This is a genomic window from Oribacterium sp. (genome assembly GCF_057249185.1).
Map to the genome: position 1 here is coordinate 1 of NZ_DBHIGR010000239.1, position 2,316 is coordinate 2,316.

Consider the following 2,316-nt stretch of genomic DNA (forward strand, 5'->3'; position numbering starts at 1 on the left):
AAATGCCTTCTGTAGAGATGGTGAGAAGGTTGAATCTATGCCTGAACTATTTTTACTTAAAGGAATACAAGGAGGCGGAGACTCTTTATAAAGATAGTGAAGCGCTTTTTGGAAAATACAAAGAAAATGCGTTCTATAAAAAGAACTTTACCATTCTGGATATGTTTATGGATTTATGCTGTTATGGGAAAAAAGAGGGTATGGCGGAGCGGATTCAGGAAGCAAGAAAGCTGTATCCGGAAAAGCAATTGCAAGAAGATTTTGATCATCTGGAGGGGCTTTTGGAAGAACGGTAGCATAAAAGAAAAGTAGAGGGGAAAGAAAGGAAGAAGGGAAAGACAGTCTCAAAGGAAAGAATGGTAGAAATGAAAGAACAACTTAATGGAGAGATAGGTGCAACGAATGGAATTTTTTCAGGACGAAGTTCTTAGGATGACATGGCTAAGCCGTTTATTTCGTTTAGCTTTAGAAAATCTAGGGTTGGATGTGGACAGCCGCATCGGGGGCAGTCTGCACTTCTTTTTATATGACTGTGTGAAAATTACGATTTACCTTTGTGTGCTGATTTTTGCGATTTCTTATCTGCAAAGTTTTTTCCCGCCGGAAAGAACGAAGAAGATACTGGGGCATTTTCGGGGGCTTTCTGCCAATCTGGTAGCCGCTCTTTTGGGGACGGTTACTCCCTTTTGCTCTTGTTCTTCCATTCCGATTTTTATGGGATTTACGGCAGCAGGGCTTCCCTTGGGGGTGTCTTTTTCTTTCCTGATTTCTTCTCCCATGGTGGACTTGGGGAGTTTAGTATTGCTAAGCGGTATATTTGGGATAAGGATTGCTTTTGTCTATGTCCTTTTAGGGCTTTGCCTGGCAGTTATAGGCGGAGTCGTGATTGAGCACTTAGGTTTGGAAAATGAAGTAGAGGACATTCTTCGGGGCTTGCCGGCTGTAGAACGGGACATTCCCACATTATCTTTTAAAGAACGGCTTTCTTATGCCAAAGAGCAGGTGAAAACGACCTTTCGAAAGGTCATTCTTTATATTCTAGTGGGCGTGGGAATCGGCTCTTTGATTCACAACTGGATTCCTAAAGCCTGGGTGCTCTCTTTACTGGGTGCAAAGAATCCTTTCGGCGTAATCCTGGCAACCTTAGTGGGGATTCCCATGTATGCGGATATTTTCGGAACCATTCCCATAGCGGAATCTCTCCTCTTAAAGGGTGCGGAGCTCGGGACGGTGCTTTCCTTTATGATGGGAGTGACAACGCTGTCCCTTCCTTCTATGATTATGCTTCGGAAGGTGATTAAACCGAAGCTTTTGGGAATTTTCGTAGGGATATGTGTGGTTGGAATCATCCTGATAGGCTATCTTTTTAATGCTTTGCAGATGGTGCTTCCGGTATAAATTAGAAGAAATAAGGCGAATGAAGAAGTCAATGAAAAAGCAGATATTTGCAGAAGAATGAAGCGGTAAGAAATGCAAACCGGAAATTAGAAGAAGGCAATACTTTGACGCTTTTTAGGAGGGGTAATGGAAAAGAAAAAGTTATTTGTTTTAACAGGCTTTTTGGGGGCGGGAAAAACCAGCTTCCTACAGCATGTTTTGGAGGCATTTTCCGATAAAAAGCTTGCGGTGATTCAAAATGAATTTGGAAAAATCGGGATTGACGGAAGCATTCTGCAAAAACAGGGGATTCCAATCAAAGAAATCAATCGAGGTTCCATTTTTTGCTCCTGCCTTCAGTTGTCCTTTGTGGAAGCCTTGGCGGAGCTTGCGAAGAGCGATGCGGAGTCTCTTTTTGTGGAAAGCTCAGGACTCGCGGATCCGTCCAATATCATGGATATTTTAGAGAGCGTGAAGCTGCTTACGGGGGACGTGTATGATTTTCAGGGGGTAATCTGCCTGATTGACGGCGTGCATTTCCCGAAGCAGGTGAAGGATACGGAAACGGTGGACAGGCAGTTAAAGCATTGTGATGTTGCCATCATCAATAAAATAGATTTGATTTCAGAAGAGCAATACAAAAAAGTCCTTTCCTTGGTTCGGGAAGTGAATCCGCATTGCCAAGTTTTATCCTGTGCTCATGGGCAGGCGGACTTAAGCTTTATGAAAGAAGCTTTTCTACAGGGGGATTGGGCATTTTCAGAGGAAAGCTTAAATACGGTGGACAACAAACCGAAGACGATTTCTTTACTTTGTTCGGAAAATGTAGAAAAGGGGAGATTTCAACAATTTCTGCAAGCGGTTCTACCGGAATGCTATCGAATTAAGGGCTTCTTCCTTTTAGACCGGAGCTGGATGCAGGTGGATGTGGTGGAGGAA

General features: G+C 43.2%; 2 protein-coding genes and 1 pseudogene. All 3 read left to right on the plus strand.

What is annotated here, in order from left to right; genetic code table 11:
* A pseudogene (locus tag ACO4PX_RS09915) lies at positions 1-296 on the plus strand (hypothetical protein); the annotation flags it as partial.
* A gap of 106 nt (positions 297-402) precedes the next feature.
* Positions 403-1,398, plus strand: a complete 996-nt coding sequence (locus ACO4PX_RS09920; RefSeq protein ID WP_485572537.1) for a permease — start codon at positions 403-405, stop codon at positions 1,396-1,398.
* A 126-nt stretch (positions 1,399-1,524) separates the two neighbouring features.
* On the plus strand, positions 1,525-2,316 hold a 792-nt coding region (locus ACO4PX_RS09925; protein ID WP_485572539.1), incomplete at its 3' end, for a CobW family GTP-binding protein.

Bases quoted from the DNA above. Each gene is read 5' to 3' on its own strand.
- ACO4PX_RS09920 (WP_485572537.1), top strand. From the start codon at position 403: ATGGAATTTTTTCAGGACGAAGTTCTTAGGATGACATGGCTAAGCCGT.